Origin of the sequence: uncultured Croceicoccus sp. (genome assembly GCF_947496385.1) — a bacterium.
GTDB lineage: Bacteria > Pseudomonadota > Alphaproteobacteria > Sphingomonadales > Sphingomonadaceae > Croceicoccus.
This window is the reverse complement of record NZ_CANMCP010000001.1, coordinates 24549-40135: the sequence shown is the minus strand read 5'-3', so window position 1 is coordinate 40135 and position 15587 is coordinate 24549. Positions and strand designations below refer to the sequence as shown.

Genomic DNA, 15587 nt, shown 5'->3' with positions numbered 1-15587 from the left:
CTTCAGAGTTTGAGGTGATTGAGGCCGTGAGCGAGTTCGCCGCCCATGTAACCCTGAGCGATCAGCAGCGCTGCAATCGGGAAAAGCGTGAGGCGAAAAGCAAGGCGAGACTGCGGATTTTGAAACGCGATCCACGCTGCCACCAAGCTGAGGGCCGCGATCAGCATCCCGTTCCAGCGGTGAAGCTGCATGACGGTATCCCCGCCGAACCACAGTCCGGTGTGTATCCATCCGAACAGGGCTGCAACGACCGCTCCCGCAGCGCCGCCGTAGATCATGATCTTCACGGCCGCTTCGCGTTCGGGAGTGCGGCGCGCCATCACGAACAGCTCGGTAAGCGCAGCCATCAGCAAGAGCGCAATCGGGAAGTGGACGGTTGCCGGATGCAAGCTCTTCAAGACACCGGCGATGCCGCCGCTCTCGACTTGCTCGGTATCATGGCCTTGGGTGGTTTCTTCGGAAACTGCTGCACCGCCCATCGCTTCCATATCGTGACCGGGCTGAGCACGGACCGCCTCGCTTGCAACTGCGCGCGTGTTCTCCTCCCCATGCTTCTCGTCGCCATGCGCGAACGCAATCGTCGCAGAGAATAAGAGAAAAATACCAGCGCCGAGGCGAAGCACGAAGTTCACCGCTTTGCCTTCTCGAAAAGGTCGACCAGCTCGCCGAACTTCTGCTTCTGCTCGTCGGCATCACCGCTCGCGATCGCTTCGGCCACGCAGCACGCCGCATGGCGCTTGAGGATTTCGCTCTCGGCACGGCCAAGGGCAGCCTTGACCGCCTGGACCTGGTTGAGGACATCGATGCAGTAACGATCGTCTTCGATCATCTGCGCCACGCCGCGCACTTGCCCTTCGATTCTCCGAAGCCGATTGACGATGCGGGAACCATCGGTTGCTGACACGTTTAACGCTCCATCTGTCAGAATACCCTGCGGGGTATCTTGCAATACTCCTGGGGGGTATATATGACAAGGGCAGAAGGAGTTGCAAGACCCATGTCTCAATTGCTGGTTTCCCGTCGAAGGCTGATTGGAGCAGGAGCGCTTGGCGCAGGTGCACTGGCCTTGCCCGCCTGGGCACGCGGTGCCGATCTGCACGGCGGTGGATCGATCCGCCCCGGCTTCGACGAAGTGTCAGGCCGCGACATCGCGCTGACCATCGGCGAAGGACCTCGCGTGGTTCAGGGTCGACGCGGACACGCAGTCGCCGTAAACGGTAGCGTGCCCGGTCCGCTGGTGCGCCTGCGCGAAGGTCAGCCGGTTCGCCTCGCGGTCACGAACACTCTTGATGAGGACAGCTCGATCCATTGGCATGGCCTGCTGCTGCCGTTCCAGTTCGACGGCGTTCCCGGTGTCAGCTTCCCCGGAATCAGGCCGGGCGAAACCTTCGTCTACGACATCCCTGCGCTGCGACAGAGCGGCACATATTGGTGGCATAGCCACTCGGGACTGCAGGAACAGGCCGGACATTACGGCCCGATCGTGGTCGAACCGTCCGGCACGGACGCCGTGCAGGCGGACCGCGACTACGTGCTGCTGCTTAGCGATTTCACCCCGCTTCACCCGCACACGATCATGGATAAGCTGAAGAAGGGTGAAGGCTACTTCAATTACCAGCAGAACACCTGGACCGACGACTATCCGCTGTCGGGCGAGGACCGGCGGATGTGGGCGCGCATGCGTATGATGGCAACCGACATTCTGGACGTGACGGGATCGACCTACACCTACCTCGCCAATGGGCGCGGCCCGGAAGAGGGTCTCGAGTTCCTGTTCAACCCCGGCGAGCGGGTGCGGCTGCGCGTCATCAACGGCAGCGCGATGACCTTCTTCAACGTCCGCATTCCGGGCGTGAAATTCTGGGTGGTCGGCGCCGATGGGCAGAGCGTGCGCCCGGTCGAGGTCGAGGAGTTTCAGATCGGCACTGCGGAGACCTATGACATCGTCGTCGAGCCGACCGGCGAAGCCCGGACGATCGTGGCCGAAAGCATGGACCGCTCGGGCATGGCTGTGGCGACCCTCGCCTCGCGTCCCGGCGCGCGGGCACCGGTCCCGCCCTTGCGCGATCCGCCACTGCTGACGATGGCGGACATGGGCATGAACCACGGCTCGGGCGGAATGGACCATGGTGGCGGCGACATGGCCGGCATGGATCATTCGGCCATGGGCCATGACATGTCATCACAAGGTGCGACCGCCGACCAGATGGCCGGAATGGATATGAGCGGCATGAACATGCGCGACACATCCCTTCTTCCGCCTGACGTGAAGGTCGGGCCCGGCATCGACATGGTGTCGATGAACCCGGTCGACCGCATGGGTGATCCGGGTCTCGGCCTGGACAACGTTCCCCACAAGGTTCTCACCTACAAGGATCTTGTTGCGCTCGAGCCGAACGACGATCTGCGCCGCCCGTCACGGAGCATGGAGATCCATCTGACCGGCAACATGGAACGCTACATGTGGTCGTTCGACGGCAGGAAGTTCACCGCCGTGAGCGACGACCCCATTCGCTTCGCTTACAACGAGCGCGTCCGCGTGAAGCTCGTCAACGACACGATGATGGCACATCCGATCCATCTGCACGGGCATTTCTTCGAGCTGGTCAACGGCGCGCCTGCCGACCGGCAGCCGCAGAAGCACACGGTGATCGTGCAGCCCGGCGGCAGCGCGACCTTCGACCTCACCGCTGACGAACAGGGCGACTGGGCCTTCCACTGCCATCTGCTCTACCACATGCATTCGGGCATGTTCCAGATTGTGACCGTCGCCAAGCCGCCTTCGGCTCCCGATGTGAAGCGGGTGGGAGAAGACTGATGCGCCTGATCGTCGCCATGCTCCTAGCGGGCACCGCCACGCCGGCCTTCGCGCAGGACCATTCGGGCCACGCAATGCCCGCCGCGCAGTCACCAGCCCAGACCGAATGCGAAAAGGAAGCCGCCCGCCATCGTTCTATGGGTCATGCGGTACCCGAAGGGGCGTGTGAGCCCACTACGCAACCGAGCGAAACAGCCTCGGCCGACTTGCACGAAAGCCACTCCGGCATGGATCATTCGCAGATGAAGCATAGCCAGATGGAGGGAATGGACCATCCAGCGATGGACCATTCCAATATGGAAAGCATGGACCACGCGGCGATGGGCCATGAAGGGATGCAATCGTCCGGCCAAGCGCCGATGGACCATCAGGTGATGGACCACGGAGCGATGGAACATGGAGCCATGGACCATGGCGCTATGGACATGCCCTCCATTCCGCAAGGACCGCCTCCGGCTGCGGCGGGATCGGGACCGCCTCGCGCCGCCGATGCGATCTGGGGTGCGGACGCAATGCGCGCCTCGCGCGATGCTCTGCGCGCTGAGAACGGTGGGATGAAGGTGTTCTGGTTCCAGGGCGACCGTGCCGAATATCGCGCACGCGAAGGTGGCGATGGTTACCTGTGGGACGTGCAGGGCTATTACGGCGGCGACCTCGACAAGTTCTGGTTCAAGAGCGAGGGCGAAGGTACCTTCGGGGAGAAGCCCGAGTCCGCCGAAATCCAAGGCCTTTGGAGTCACGCGATCGGTCCTTGGTGGGACCTGCAGGCTGGTGTCCGACAGGACCTGACCGGCCCTGAACGGACCCATGCCGTCCTCGGCGTGCAGGGTCTTGCGCCTTATATGTTCGAGGTCGACGCGGCCGCTTTCCTGTCGACCAAGGGCGATCTGACCGCACGAGTCGAAGCCGAACTTGACCAGCGCATTACTCAACGTCTCATCCTCCAGCCGCGCGCCGAGGTGAACCTGTCAGCGCAGGACATTCCCGAACTGGGTGTCGGAGCTGGTCTCGATTCCGTCGAACTGGGCCTGCGGCTGCGCTACGAATTCGCCCGTGAATTCGCGCCCTATGTCGGCGTCGAACAGGAATGGAAGGTGGGCCAAAGCGCCGACTATGCCCGCCTTGCAGGCGAAGATCCGAGCGTGACCAACTACGTCGTAGGCGTCCGGTTCTGGTTCTGAGGAGGTAAACGATGAGGTTTACAGGTTTCGCGGCTGCGGCTGCAGCGGCACTCGGTGCGTTCGTCCCTGCGGCACACGCTCAGCATGCCGATCACGCCGATCATTCGGCCCATGGTACCCAAACCGCAGCGCCGGACGCGCTCAAGCAGCAGGCGAAGTCCGTGCTCGTTGCCTACCGCGACGCACTGGTTGCCCGCGACGAGGCTGCCATGCGTATGCTGTTTGCCGCGGACTCCTTGGTGTTCGAGAACGGCAAGGCCGAGGACACGTTCGCGCAATACATGGAGCACCACCTCGGCCCGGAGCTCGGCGAAATAACCGAGTTTACATCACCAATCCGACGGTGAACGTCCGGATGGTCGGTCATGTGGCGTTTGGTCATGAAACCTACCACTACCGGATCGCCCTCACGGATGGTCGTGCAATCGAGCGCGACGGGGTTCCTACATCGGTCCTGACTCACGAGGATGACGCTTGGAAAATCCTCCAGTACCATTCCTCGTCCCGCGCGCCGCGCCCGAACTGATCGAGCGGCCGCTTCCGCAATGACAAGCCAGCGTTCGCGCAAACTGCGGCTGCACATCTTCGGCAGCAAGGTCCACAAGTGGCTCGCCGTCTTCGTCGGTGTCCAAGCGCTCCTGTGGATGGCAACCGGGACGATCATGTCGTTCCTGAAGATCGAACACGTCCGTTCCGAGCACGTGATCTCGCGCGAGCCGTTACCCCTGGGTGCTGACGCACCGCTACCCGCTTGGGCAACGAATGACGGCGACCTGGTCTCGGCAACCACGAAGACCGTCAACGGAAAACCGGTGGTCGAGTTGAAGCGCGTCAATGGCAGCGCCACGCTGCACGAAGCAATGACCGGACGGATATTGTCGCCGCTCTCCCGCGACACCGCCGAGCAAATCGCCTCGGCTGCCTGGACGGGGCCCGGCAGCGCGATCAGATCCTCGAAGTCCATCGAAGCGCCGGTCGGCACCGAATTCGGTGGGCCGTTCCCTGCCTGGCAGGTGCAGTTCGCCGATCCGGATAGCACGCGCCTCTATGTCGATGCATCAACCGGCGCGGTTCTTGCGGCGCGGAGCGACACCTGGCGCTTCTTCGATTTCGTCTGGGGGCTCCACATCATGGACTGGACCCAGCGCGACCGGATCAACAGCTGGTGGCTGCTTCTGTTTGGCATCGGTGGGACCGTCATCGCTGGTTCGGGGTTCGTTCTTCTCGCCAATCGCCTTCCCAAACTGCATAGAAGGCGAACACCAAAATGATATTCTGCAAGTCCGTGCTGGGACGTGAACAAACCTGACAACGCACTGGCTATTTCTTCAGGTCGCTCGATCAGCAATTCGAATGATCGCACTCCTTCCGGCTAAGATTTATCTTGCGCTGACCGTTCAATGCCAGGTTCGGCTGAGTTTGCTTGGCCGGGCATTGTTGAAAGGTAATCCACTATCGCGGGAATGCTCTGCTCGCCGACAGGTGCCTTGTAGACATCGCGCATTTTGATCACGATCTCGCGCCACTTGTCTTTTGACAGCGGCGGTTGTGTCAGTGCCATGCTCGCCGAATGGCACGACGTGCAATTGGCGTTGATAACATCTGCATTTGCTCCTTCGGGATATTGTTGCTCATCGAATGGCAGATCGATCGATTCAGAAGTAAGTGTGAACCCTGCCACGGAAACACTCGATGCTTGCGGCACAGTCTCGGACGTGGGTTCACGAAGCTTGGTTGGTCGCGCGCCAGGCGGTCCGATGATTATCAGAGCAATGGCCGTTACACCTACTGCACCAAATGCGAGCGTTCCGATCGGAGGGGCTTTCATGGCTCTTTCCTCTTACGACGCTACGATCGTGGTGATTTCGATATTGCCGCGCATGTAGCCACCCGAATTCCAGATTGGCTGCATCGGCTGGGAAACACCGTCGGTATTCCAGCAACGCGACATCAGTTTGACGGACCCGGGTCCGGGGAGCGGAACTCTCGCGTCCCATCGGCGGAAGCTGTACTTGCCTTCGTCGGGTCCGAGCTGTGTCTGATACCAGCTTCGCCCACCGTCGGCAGAAACCGCCACTCTCGCAACACCGCAATCTCCTCCCATGGCAATTCCGCCCAGAGGAATAGTCGGTTCATAGGCAATGGCCTGGCCATCGCCGAGGCTGGTTACCCAGGAACGTGGCACCATTTTATTGATGGGCACGGTCTTGTAGCCTGTAGCACCAGGCTTGACATCGGCACGGGGTGTGTCGGGTATCTTGTACGCCTTCGCCATCCAGTATTTGTCGTCGGGTCCCGGCAGGACCTCGATGGAACTGAGCATCTTCACCCAATAGGTCGAGTACCATCCGGGCACTATCAGACGGCAGGGAAAGCCATTGAGCAGTGGGAGTTGCTCTCCGTTCATCCCGAAGGCGATCATGACCTCTCCGTCACGGGCGTGATCGATCGCGAGCGATTTGAAATAGTCCGGACCATCGGGAACCACCGGCTGGTCGAGCCCGCCGAACCGCACCTGCGCCGCCCCGGGCCTGACCCCGGCCAGGTCGAGCACGGAACGCAGGCTGACACCGAGCCACTTGGCGTTCCCCATCGCCCCGTTGCCCCACTGGGCGCCCGGCACGCGAGGCACAAACAGGCCCCGGCTGTTTCCCGAGCACTGGTTGACCGCGGCATACTCGATCCGCGGCAAGCTCAGAAGCCGATCAAGACTGATCGAAATCGGCTTATCGACGTGCCCGGACACCTCGAGGCGAAATGAGTCGACATTGATCGACGTGGGGATATCGGCCCAGTGCCAGCGCACGTAGAACTGGTCGTTGGGCGTGAAAACAGACTTGTCGAACACCTCCATGGGCGTTTCGAGCAGCGGGGGATGGATCCGCTGAAGGATCATCCGGCCCTTACCCGGAAAGGCGTCGGTCACCGGTCTGTCCGAATTACCTCCCGGTAAGTGCAGGTCCACCAATTGTTGCGCGAGCGCAGGAGCTGCCGCGAAACCTGCTGTGCCCAGAACTGCCTGCGCGAGAAATCTTCTCCGGCTCGTTTCAGTGGCTAGCTCGCCGTCCAGTGACTTCATTTAACTCTCTCCAACCCGGCTTATTACTTGCGCTATGACATCCGTGATCTGCAAGCGATCGGTTTGACCCAACCGATCCAGAAGCCTGATCAATTGGTGGCAGCGATGCAGGGTGACACGAACAGGTTTCCGCGCCAGGCACCGGCGACGGTCTTCGCGCCGACCAGCAACCACATGGCTCCAAGTGCAATCGTGAGCACCGTTCCCGCGACGTCGAAGAAGACAAGGTTCAAGGTGGTGCCGAGGCGGAAGGTCGCTACCGTGTAAACACCGAGCGGAAACGTGTAGCCCCACCAGCCCAGATTGAACGGCACCCCGGCACGCCAGTAGCGAATGGTAATGAGCGTTGCGAGGAGCAGCCACCACAGACCGAAGCCCCAAAGTGTCAGCCCCGCGATCACGCCGATGCCCTGGGCCGTTTCACCAACCGCGCCCAGCCCGTGCTGTGCCATGATCTGCGGTGCGTCGCCGCCAAGGACGAGCATTCCGAGTGCGCCGGTGCCGATCGGGCCGAGTGCCAACCAGGATGATGCAGCCATGCCCTCATGAGGCAGCTTGTGCAGCGCCATCCGCAGGATCAGGATTGCGAGGATTCCGAAGGCGACCGGCACCGAATATGCCCACAGCACGTACGATGTGGCCAGAACGATTAGCTGCGCCTGCGGATCGGCGAGATGCGGCGCGAGCAGGCCGCCGCTCGCCCCCGCGACTTCTGCCGCCACGACCGGCAGGAGCCAGACGGCGGTCATGGCATCGAGGCTGTGCTGGTGCCGAGTGAACATAAAATACGGTATGAGCACGCCGCACGCGAGCGACATTGCGACATCGATCCACCACAGGACATGCGCCACCGGCACGATTGCGTCGCCGAAGCGTGCAATGCCGAAAGCGAGACAGCCATTGATGATGGTCGCCAGGCCCATCGGAATGGTCCCGATGAACATCGAGACGGTGTTGTGGCCGAAGATGCGCCGCGCTTCGTGCCCGAACATCAACCACCGTGCTGTATAGAGGACGGTAAACAAAGCGAACAATGCGATGTTGAAAAACCACAGTGCTTCGCCGACGGGCGTCAGAATATGTCCCATGCCGGGGATCTGCGGCAGTGCCAGCGCAAGGATGCCGGTTCCCATGGTCGCGGCGAACCAGTTCGGCGTGAACTGCCGGATCATCTCGCGGGGATGATCGAGATGTGCCAGCGGGCGCTGGCCGCGAAGAATGCCCTTGAGGTCGTTGGTCACGGGCGTTGCTCCTTGATGAGATCGGTCAGCGCGTCGGCCGCGCGAGTGCGATAACGTTCCTTGTGCCGCAGCGCATGAAAGGGCCGGTCGGGAACGTCGAAAGGCAGTTCCACAAGATCGCCGTTGCCGAGAGCTCGCCCAACGACCAGCCGCGAGAGCGCGGCAACGCCGGCGCCTGCCTCGACCGCGGTGCGGACCGCTTCGTTCGATGGCAGCGTCATGGAGATCGCCAGCTGAGCCGGATCGATATGCCGCGCCTGCAGGACCTCCTCGAACGTGGACCGCGTTCCCGATCCCTGCTCGCGCACGATCCATCGGGCTTCGCGCAGCCAGGCATCGTCGATGTTGGTCACCCGCTCTCGTCCCACCAGGACCATCGGGTCATGCCCGACCACCCAATGGGCAAGCGCGGGATCGTCGATCGTCCCCTCGACGAAGCCGAGTTCGGCCGCGCCGCTCAACACCTGCATCGCTGCTCCCTCGGTGTTGTCGATAGCAAGCTCCACGGCGATCTTCGGATACATGGCGTTGAAGGCGGCAAGCTTGCCCGGCAGCCAGTAGCTGGCGATCGTCTGGCTCGCGACCAGGCGCAAGGTCCCGCGTTCAAGGCCGCCGAACTCGGCAAGCATCATCTCGGCATGGGCGGCGCGTCCGACCACCGCACGCGCTTCTTCGAGAAATGCGCTGCCAGCCTCGGTCAGCTGGATGCCGCGACCGACACGGTGGAACAACGGCACGCCATGCCGCGCCTCGAGCGTCGCAATGGCCCCTGACGCCGCCGACTGGGTGACGTTGAGGTCCTGTGCTGCCTTGGTGACATGCTCGCGCTCGGCCACACCGATGAATATCCGTAACTGTTCAAGGGTCATGTTCGATCTCCTGCCGGTATCGATACCGTCGTTCGATCAATCACTCCAACAGTTTGATATGAACATTCCAATCGCCATTTATGATTGATTGGGTTGCGCGCTTTGCTTTCCAGCGCGCGCGATCACCTGATCGAGAGTGGCCCGGTCGATCGCTCCAGGCACGATGATGTCGCCAATTACGATGCCGGGCGTGCCTTGCAGCCTGTAAGAGCGCGCAAGCGCGTCATTCGACTGGAGGATTGCATCTATATCCGATGCTTTGGCGAACAGATCCTGATGGAGGCGGTCCAGGTCAAGGTCGGCGGTTCGGGCAGCCACTTGGAGATCGCTGCGCGACATACGCTGGGGAGCTGTCATGAGGGCCGCGTTAAAATCTGCGTGTCGATCCTGGAAATTGCTCGCGATCGCCCAGCGCGCGGCTTCAACTGACTCCCGCCCCAGAACCGGCCAGTCCCGATAGACGATCCGAACTCCCGGATTGTCGCGGCGATAGTGTTCCAATGTGGTGTGAAAGGCGCGGCAATGGCCGCACCGATAATCGGAAAAGACCGTGATGACGGTTGCAGCTTTTGCCGGGCCTGCTGCTGGTACGGGTGGGCGTGCAGTGGATACGGGATCGCGCGCGGGCTCTGCCTGGCCGCATCCTGCGGTAAACAGAAGAAGTGTCGCAAACGCCGCTGCGGATTTTCGGATCGGTATAACAAACATCGCCGATCCCTAATTGCTCAAAGATCGGTTCGTCCAAACGTGAATAGCGATCATTCCAATCTGGCAGCGGCATCTGACAGCACAGTCCGGATGCTTTGTCCGATGCGCGGCGATGTGCAAACGTTAGCTGGGCTCGGGTGTGGCATGTAAAGGATAGAAACGTCGGGGCGCTGAATGGCAATCACCTCACCGGCTTCACTTGCCACTTTCCCGGCGAGCACGACCACCTGAACTCGAGGCAGGATAGCAAGAAGACCGGGAAGCAGATCCAGACCCTCGGCGATTTCCGCCCGCCGCAAGCGGCGGTTGATGGCGCCCGGTTCGTGAACGACCCAGGGTACGCAATTCCACAGCAGCATGTGCGACCGCGCGATGCCCGCTTCGTCGAGAAAGCGCGAGAGATTGCGCTGCGTGCCGCTGGGATTGTCACGCGAAACGAAGCGGAGGGCCGAGCTTCTCTGACCTCGCATTGCCCGCGGCGTCTCCAGCAATATCAGCAGCCGGGCACACGCGCCGCCATCGAATGGGTCGAAATGGGGCATCGCCCTGCCCGATGCGACAGTTTCGCGCCATTGCTCCAAGGGTGCAACGTGAGGTTCGCTCAGTCGGCGCGCGCGCTGTTTCATATCTGCGACCATTCATCATTCTTTCGGATTGGAACAATTGGAACGATCTGTTGGACCGATCATCGGCCGTCCACCATCTTTGCCTTGTTCGGTTCGTGCATCCCGCACGAGTTGAATTGGAGACATCACGATGGCCAGCCTGCCTGATAAAGTCGAGCTCGCAGTCCAGCCACTGCAGCCCGCACCTCGCCCAATGCTGACGCTGGTTCATACCGCGGGAAACTACGATGCGATCGAGAGAACCGCTCCCGGCGTAGCTATGCGCGGAGTGCATCCCGGTGCGCTCGTGTCGCTCGTTGGATTGTATGCCGCGATGCTCTCCGGGTTCTGGATTTTCTTCGCCCGCAGTCCGGAAGCGGCGCTCGTCCTGGTCATGGTTACCGTGCTTATGCTGGTCTACTTCGCTCTCGTGATCGGTGGCATCCTGGTCGCAGACGCGGTCGATCCTGCCGAACCTCAGCGCGGGTTCGGGGCATTCCTCGAGGGCCGGGTTGAAACCCTGACCGAATTGATCACGGGGAAGCAGGCGCTCATGCAGATGCTCTTCCTGCCGGCGTGTATGGCGGTGATGGCTATGACGATCGGGATCATCGCGCGGCTCTCGCTGGCCGGGTGAAAGGCCACGCTTATATCCGAACCTCCGTCATGGTTGCGAGAGCAACCCTACGCTCCGAATGGACACCGCTGGAAGGGGAACGATCGTAAAGCCGAAAGCTTGAGATATTCGATAGGACAACAGACCATGCCCCTGAGATATACCATTGTACCGGCCGCACTTCTTCTCTCGGCAGCAGGACCGCATGCGCAACCGCCTGGTCCATTCTATTCCGAAATGGACACTGCGATGTCTCGGATGATGGCGCAAATGCACGTTGAACCAACGGGAGATGTCGATCGTGATTTCGTCCGGATGATGGTCCCGCATCACCAGGGTGCAATAGAGATGGCCGTTGCTCAGCTGAAATACGGCAAGGACCCCGTGCTCAAGCGCATCGCACAGGAAATCATTATCGAGCAACGCCAGGAAATCGACGTGATGAAAATGGCCGTGGGCGATCCGCTGCCGCCATCCAATCCCGTGCCGACGCAGCAGCGAAAATCGAACCCGTGAAACCAGTGAAGGGGTACTATCCGTGAAAACAATCATCGCCGCCATGATCGGCACAGCGTCTCTCCTTGCCTCCTCTGCAAATGCCCAGGATCGACCCCAAATTCCGTGGGGCGAGAGTGAAGCTCAGACCGGCGCGGATCGCCTCTATACTGCCGACCAGTTCTCCAATACCGTCACTGTCATCGATCCCGTCGAAGGCAAGACGCTGGGGATCATCAAACTGGGTGAATTGCAGCCCGCCAATTTCGGCGCGCTCTACAAGGGACAGCTGCTCGTCCACGGCCTTGGATTTTCCCCCGACGGAAAGACGCTGGCGGTGGTTTCTGTCGGATCGAACTCGGTGACATTCATCGATACGGCAACCAATACCGTCAAGCATACGACCTATCTTGGACGCAGTCCGCATGAAGCTTTCTATACGCGCGACGGGAAAGAAGTCTGGGTCACGGTTCGCGGCGAAAGCCACATCGCCGTCCTCGATGCCAAGACTTTCGAGGTAAAAAAACGGATCGATACACCTGAAGGTCCAGGCATGCAGATCTTCTCCATCGATGGAAAATACGGCTTCGTTTGTTCGTCCTTTACACCCGAGCTCGTCGTATATGACGTGGCTTCACATAAGGAGGTTGCGCGACTTGAGCAGCCCAGCCCTTTCTGTCCAAACCTTGCGGCGAGCCCCGATGGAAAACAGCTCTGGTACACTCTGAAAGACATCGGCAAAGTGGCCGTGATAAACGCGAAACCGCCCTTCGATACGATAAAGGTGATCGACACCGGGGCAATCAGCAATCACGTCAACTTCGCAAATACCGACCGCGGTCTAATGGCCTATGTGACGATTGGCGGATTGAACCAGGTCAAGGTGTTCCGGACGGACGATTTTCGCCAGATCGCCACAATTCCCGTGGGTCGATTGCCGCACGGCGTCTGGCCGTCCGGAGATGGTCGCCGCGTCTACGTGGGTCTAGAAAACGACAACCGCGTCGACGTCATCGATACGGCATCTCAGAGGGTTGTTGGCTCATGGCCCACTGGTCACGCTCCCCAGGCGATTGCCTACGTCCCCGGTGCCGTGAGCGGCAATGGAAAAGCGAATCTCATGCCACTAGGTGACGCCGGGAACCTGACGCGGCTCAACCTTACTGGCACAGGCATGACGTCGATCGCGCTGTTCGACCAGGGGCTCGTACAGATTCTGGAAGCGGGCGTCGCCGGATTGAAGCCCGGACAGGAATATCAGCTCATTCTTGCCAGTCATCCCGATGGTACGGGCGAAGTCGAGGCGATTGCTAAGTTCAAGGCCAATCCTGCTGGAGGTGCGATTGTCAACACCACCGGACCAATTCGTCAGATAGTTCGAGGCAACGAAACGGCAACCCGGAGGTATCTCGCGATCCGTGAAATGGCAGACGGACAGCCGGGTACTGTCGTGCAGACTCAGCAGGATTGAAGGTGTCAAAATAACAGGTCGGACCGTTAGAAAATGCCAGAAAGCCGCTAGGCTAATCTGGATTAGGAAAGAGTATCTACCAATGTTCAAACCATTTAACATCGCGGCAGTTGCAATGACTGCCCTCTCCCTCGCCGGATGCGGTTCGCAACAAGAGCAGAAGGCAGATCAGAACGACATGGTATCCCCCGGACCGGAGTTGACAAGCGCGGCGCCTGCCAACGCACTTAGCGTTCAGGACCAGCCTGCCGGTTCGTCCGTAACGGTCCAGTCGGTTTCTGCAGCCCAGAACGGTTGGGTGGTGATCCACCGCGTCCAGGACGGCAAACCTGTTGTCCCCGCTTCGATCGGACACACCTACGTCAAGCAGGGCGACAACAGCGATGTCAAAGTCGATCTTCTCGATGCTCCCGAAGGCAACGAACTAATCGCGATGCTGCATGTCGATGATGGCGAGCCGAGCGTATACCAGTTCGGGCCAGGCACAACGGACTATGACAAGCCGGTCATGAAGGACGGAAATCCCGTGGTCGCCAAGTTCTCGGTTCAATAGGACACCATCCTGAGTCGAGCCGGATCTTGACGGTCCGGCTCGACTCTGTGCGCAACGCTCTTTCACTCGTGCCGGCCTCTGGTGCTGAGTTCCGAGTGATTTATTCATCTTTCCCGAAATTGGGATGGGCATTTCTGCCGCTATGAAGTTCAGGCGAAGTCGTACAGAGACGCCGCTCTCATATTTCGCCGCTTGGATCCGGCCTTTACGCTACCGGCCCCATTGCGTTCATCCGAGTCTGTCATCGATCCAATTCTCGATCTCGTGCTCGGCCCACGCAACGGCATATCCACCGAGTTGCACTGGTCTCGGAAACTTGCCCTCGGCCATCCAGCGATAGATCGTCGATCGGCCCAGCCCGACACGATGCTGCACTTCCGGCAAACGAATGAGGCGAGTGACCCTGCGGGCTTCCGTCGCTCCTTTGTCGATCTCTTCACCCACGATGGCCTCCTTCGACACCGGCAAAGACATCGCCGAGTAGCGCATCCTTTCGTTCAAGCTCATCGATGTGGTCGGAAAGCAAGCGCGCAACCCGGTGCGCGGTGCCTTTGGCCCAACGCGGCTTCACGTCATGAACCTGGTTGCCCAAGACACGCTCGAGTGCTGAAGGCAGCTCCCCGGAAAAGTCCTCGAAGAATTGCGCGAGGTCCGATTGCAACCACGCAATCGCGTGATCGCCGCTGCTGACGAGGAAGAGGAGCAGGTGTGCGTGCGGCGCAACTCCGCTCGCGGCAAGAATGCGCAAGGCTTCGCCGAGGCTGGCCGAACGCTCGCCTGCAAGGACCCGGCGCAAGGCATCCTTATGGATCTGCGCGTCGCGCGCGATGTCGCAGCGGGCACGACCGCTGGCTTCGACGGCCGCCAAAAGCAGCCGGGCGAGGTCGGCGCGAACCTGTTGTTCGGCAAAGAGCGCCATGTTGGTCATCGACGAATCCTTATCTCTAGAAGTGAACGACTCACCGCTAACCGCGAAGGAAGCCTGTAGGAAAACGAAAAGAACATCTAGAGAACATGGAGGAAGGAACGAATCAGCTTCCTTCGACAATTCGCGCGAATTCCGGCCGCGCTCGCGCGTATCGCAGCACCCTTCGCGCTAAAGTCGGCACAGGCGGCGCTGCTGCGCGATCAGCCTGCGCGAATCCCGGCCATCGCACCTTCCGATGTCGCTTTTTGCTTGGTCGGCAGCCCCAAAATCCAGTTCCTGATTTCCTACAGCCCGGCTTCGGGGAGAGGAAAGAACATACAGCGAACACATCGCTGGCTGATGCTCAATCCCTCGAAAGGTTCCATCCATGACCACCAAGACTGCCCTTCCGGCCCAGCAGCGCACGCTCAACCGTGCCCGTGGCCGCGACTACATTCTTCCCGCCTGCGTGGCGCTGGCCTGCGCCGGTGCCGCCTTTGCCGGTGCCGACACGACCTTCGATCCCGCGCTGCAGAAGTTCACCGATTTCCTCGAAGGCTCGGGCGGCAAGATCATCACCGTGCTCAGCCTTGCGGGCGGTCTGATCGGTCTCGCCTCAGGGCGCTTTTCGCTCGGCCAGGTCGCGGTGCCGGTCGGCGTCGGGATCGGTGTCGGCACCGGCGTGCCGATCGTCACCTCGGTCGTGACCGCGGTCATCTGATCAGCGGATCCGGTCACGACAGGAGGGCGGCATCATGGCCGACAGGTACCTCGTTCCACGGCGGCTCGACGACCCGGAGCTCATCGGCTTCTGGACCATCGACGAGTTTGCAGGGATTCTCATTCCCTTCGCCTGGGGCATTCTCTCGCAGCATATCTTCATCGGTATCGGCCTGGCCGCCGGGGCCTGGCTCGCCTTGCGGAAGGCAAAGGCACGCGGCGCCGGTTCGGCACTGGTGCATGCTGCGTACTGGTACCTGCCCGGGAGCTTTCTCGGGCTGAAAGCCACGCCGCCCTCCCACTGCCGCCTGTTGGCGGGCTGAG

21 protein-coding genes are annotated in these 15587 nt (G+C 60.8%); 11 read left to right on the top strand and 10 right to left on the bottom strand.

Going from position 1 to position 15587, the window contains the following annotated elements; genetic code table 11:
• Nucleotides 1-2: 2 nt before the first annotated feature.
• Both Q0897_RS00235 and Q0897_RS00230 read right to left on the bottom strand, forming a co-directional pair.
• A complete protein-coding gene (locus Q0897_RS00235) occupies nucleotides 3-632 on the bottom strand; it encodes a DUF2231 domain-containing protein (RefSeq protein ID WP_240623683.1) in 630 nt (209 codons plus the stop codon).
• Nucleotides 629-904: a metal-sensitive transcriptional regulator gene (locus tag Q0897_RS00230; protein WP_039388532.1), complete on the bottom strand. Its 276-nt coding sequence runs from the start codon at nucleotides 902-904 to the stop codon at nucleotides 629-631. The genes Q0897_RS00235 and Q0897_RS00230 overlap by 4 nt, the downstream gene beginning before the upstream one ends.
• A gap of 93 nt (nucleotides 905-997) precedes the next feature.
• Here Q0897_RS00230 and Q0897_RS00225 point away from each other — a divergent pair, with 93 nt between their 5' ends.
• The 5 genes from Q0897_RS00225 to Q0897_RS00205 are packed head-to-tail and all read left to right on the top strand — an operon-like array spanning nucleotide 998 to nucleotide 5270.
• Complete coding sequence (locus Q0897_RS00225) at nucleotides 998-2818, top strand: copper resistance system multicopper oxidase (RefSeq protein WP_120107335.1); 1821 nt, start codon at nucleotides 998-1000, stop codon at nucleotides 2816-2818.
• On the top strand, nucleotides 2818-3999 hold the full coding sequence (locus tag Q0897_RS00220) for a copper resistance protein B (RefSeq protein ID WP_120107337.1): 1182 nt from the start codon (nucleotides 2818-2820) through the stop codon (nucleotides 3997-3999). The genes Q0897_RS00225 and Q0897_RS00220 overlap by 1 nt, the downstream gene beginning before the upstream one ends.
• Before the next feature lie 11 nt (nucleotides 4000-4010).
• Nucleotides 4011-4346, top strand: a complete 336-nt coding sequence (locus tag Q0897_RS00215) for a hypothetical protein (RefSeq protein ID WP_052321960.1) — start codon at nucleotides 4011-4013, stop codon at nucleotides 4344-4346.
• An 8-nt stretch (nucleotides 4347-4354) separates the two neighbouring features.
• Nucleotides 4355-4525 carry a nuclear transport factor 2 family protein gene (locus tag Q0897_RS00210; RefSeq protein ID WP_299306842.1) on the top strand — a complete coding sequence of 57 codons (171 nt, stop codon included), beginning with the start codon at nucleotides 4355-4357 and terminating at the stop codon, nucleotides 4523-4525.
• A gap of 19 nt (nucleotides 4526-4544) precedes the next feature.
• On the top strand, nucleotides 4545-5270 hold the full coding sequence (locus Q0897_RS00205) for a PepSY domain-containing protein (protein WP_084591921.1): 726 nt from the start codon (nucleotides 4545-4547) through the stop codon (nucleotides 5268-5270).
• 101 nt (nucleotides 5271-5371) lie between these two features.
• On the opposite strand, the gene Q0897_RS00200 is transcribed toward Q0897_RS00205, so the two are convergent.
• From Q0897_RS00200 to Q0897_RS00175, 6 genes are all read right to left on the bottom strand, one after another.
• On the bottom strand, nucleotides 5372-5827 hold the full coding sequence (locus tag Q0897_RS00200; RefSeq protein WP_084591922.1) for a hypothetical protein: 456 nt from the start codon (nucleotides 5825-5827) through the stop codon (nucleotides 5372-5374).
• Between the two features lie 12 nt (nucleotides 5828-5839).
• The gene (locus Q0897_RS00195) at nucleotides 5840-7078 is read right to left on the bottom strand and encodes a molybdopterin-dependent oxidoreductase (protein ID WP_039388536.1); all 1239 of its coding nucleotides are present in this window, start codon (nucleotides 7076-7078) and stop codon (nucleotides 5840-5842) included.
• 89 nt (nucleotides 7079-7167) lie between these two features.
• Nucleotides 7168-8319, bottom strand: coding sequence for a TDT family transporter (locus tag Q0897_RS00190; protein ID WP_205664870.1), 1152 nt, complete (start codon nucleotides 8317-8319; stop codon nucleotides 7168-7170).
• The gene (locus tag Q0897_RS00185) at nucleotides 8316-9188 is read right to left on the bottom strand and encodes a LysR substrate-binding domain-containing protein (protein ID WP_120107339.1); all 873 of its coding nucleotides are present in this window, start codon (nucleotides 9186-9188) and stop codon (nucleotides 8316-8318) included. The genes Q0897_RS00190 and Q0897_RS00185 overlap by 4 nt, the downstream gene beginning before the upstream one ends.
• A gap of 78 nt (nucleotides 9189-9266) precedes the next feature.
• Complete coding sequence (locus Q0897_RS00180; RefSeq protein ID WP_084591923.1) at nucleotides 9267-9896, bottom strand: thioredoxin domain-containing protein; 630 nt, start codon at nucleotides 9894-9896, stop codon at nucleotides 9267-9269.
• 50 nt (nucleotides 9897-9946) lie between these two features.
• Nucleotides 9947-10534 (bottom strand): uracil-DNA glycosylase, encoded by a 588-nt coding sequence (locus tag Q0897_RS00175; RefSeq protein WP_039388540.1) that lies wholly within the window; start codon nucleotides 10532-10534, stop codon nucleotides 9947-9949.
• 181 nt (nucleotides 10535-10715) lie between these two features.
• Between Q0897_RS00175 and Q0897_RS00170 the strand changes: the two genes are divergently transcribed.
• The 4 genes from Q0897_RS00170 (at nucleotide 10716) to Q0897_RS00155 (ending at nucleotide 13636) form a co-directional block, all read left to right on the top strand.
• Nucleotides 10716-11138: a hypothetical protein gene (locus tag Q0897_RS00170; RefSeq protein WP_299306833.1), complete on the top strand. Its 423-nt coding sequence runs from the start codon at nucleotides 10716-10718 to the stop codon at nucleotides 11136-11138.
• A gap of 126 nt (nucleotides 11139-11264) precedes the next feature.
• A complete protein-coding gene (locus tag Q0897_RS00165) occupies nucleotides 11265-11633 on the top strand; it encodes a DUF305 domain-containing protein (protein WP_052321962.1) in 369 nt (122 codons plus the stop codon).
• Between the two features lie 22 nt (nucleotides 11634-11655).
• The gene (locus Q0897_RS00160) at nucleotides 11656-13083 is read left to right on the top strand and encodes a hypothetical protein (RefSeq protein WP_240623684.1); all 1428 of its coding nucleotides are present in this window, start codon (nucleotides 11656-11658) and stop codon (nucleotides 13081-13083) included.
• Nucleotides 13084-13165: 82 nt separating this feature from the next.
• Entirely contained in the window at nucleotides 13166-13636 is a 471-nt protein-coding gene (locus tag Q0897_RS00155) for a hypothetical protein (protein WP_120107341.1), read from the top strand.
• Nucleotides 13637-13864: 228 nt separating this feature from the next.
• On the opposite strand, the gene Q0897_RS00150 is transcribed toward Q0897_RS00155, so the two are convergent.
• Together Q0897_RS00150 and Q0897_RS00145 are read right to left on the bottom strand one after the other, a co-directional pair.
• Entirely contained in the window at nucleotides 13865-14080 is a 216-nt protein-coding gene (locus tag Q0897_RS00150) for an AlpA family transcriptional regulator (protein ID WP_039388545.1), read from the bottom strand.
• Nucleotides 14073-14564, bottom strand: coding sequence for a hypothetical protein (locus Q0897_RS00145; protein ID WP_039388546.1), 492 nt, complete (start codon nucleotides 14562-14564; stop codon nucleotides 14073-14075). The genes Q0897_RS00150 and Q0897_RS00145 overlap by 8 nt, the downstream gene beginning before the upstream one ends.
• A 367-nt stretch (nucleotides 14565-14931) precedes the next feature.
• Between Q0897_RS00145 and Q0897_RS00140 the strand changes: the two genes are divergently transcribed.
• Together Q0897_RS00140 and traL are read left to right on the top strand one after the other, a co-directional pair.
• Nucleotides 14932-15264, top strand: a complete 333-nt coding sequence (locus Q0897_RS00140; protein ID WP_039388547.1) for a TrbC/VirB2 family protein — start codon at nucleotides 14932-14934, stop codon at nucleotides 15262-15264.
• Nucleotides 15265-15298: 34 nt separating this feature from the next.
• A complete protein-coding gene (gene traL, locus Q0897_RS00135) occupies nucleotides 15299-15586 on the top strand; it encodes a type IV conjugative transfer system protein TraL (protein WP_006834208.1) in 288 nt (95 codons plus the stop codon).
• The last annotated feature ends 1 nt before the right edge of the window (nucleotide 15587 follow it).